Genomic DNA, 227 nt, shown 5'->3' on the forward strand with positions numbered 1-227 from the left:
ATCTGACCATTCCCAACATTATGAAGACCTACAGGAGCACGATCTTTGCCTTTGCCAAAAGTAACACTCGTATAATCCGTAGTGCTATTTTCACCTTCTGTTTTATCGTAAAGAACAACAGATGAATCTTCAGATTGAAGATTGTTGGAAAGATCCTTCAAACTTTTATCTAGTTGGCCTTTATTAACAGCATCATCATTGTTCTTTCCCTCACCAACACCAGAAAT

At 37.4% G+C, this 227-nt stretch carries 1 protein-coding gene; it reads right to left on the minus strand.

Annotated features, from left to right (window positions below):
* Positions 1-227: hypothetical protein (locus tag J7R07_RS08225; RefSeq protein WP_208436355.1), on the minus strand; the 227-nt coding region annotated here is incomplete at both ends.

The sequence above is a fragment of the Bartonella phoceensis genome, from assembly GCF_902825145.1.
Lineage (GTDB): Bacteria > Pseudomonadota > Alphaproteobacteria > Rhizobiales > Rhizobiaceae > Bartonella > Bartonella phoceensis.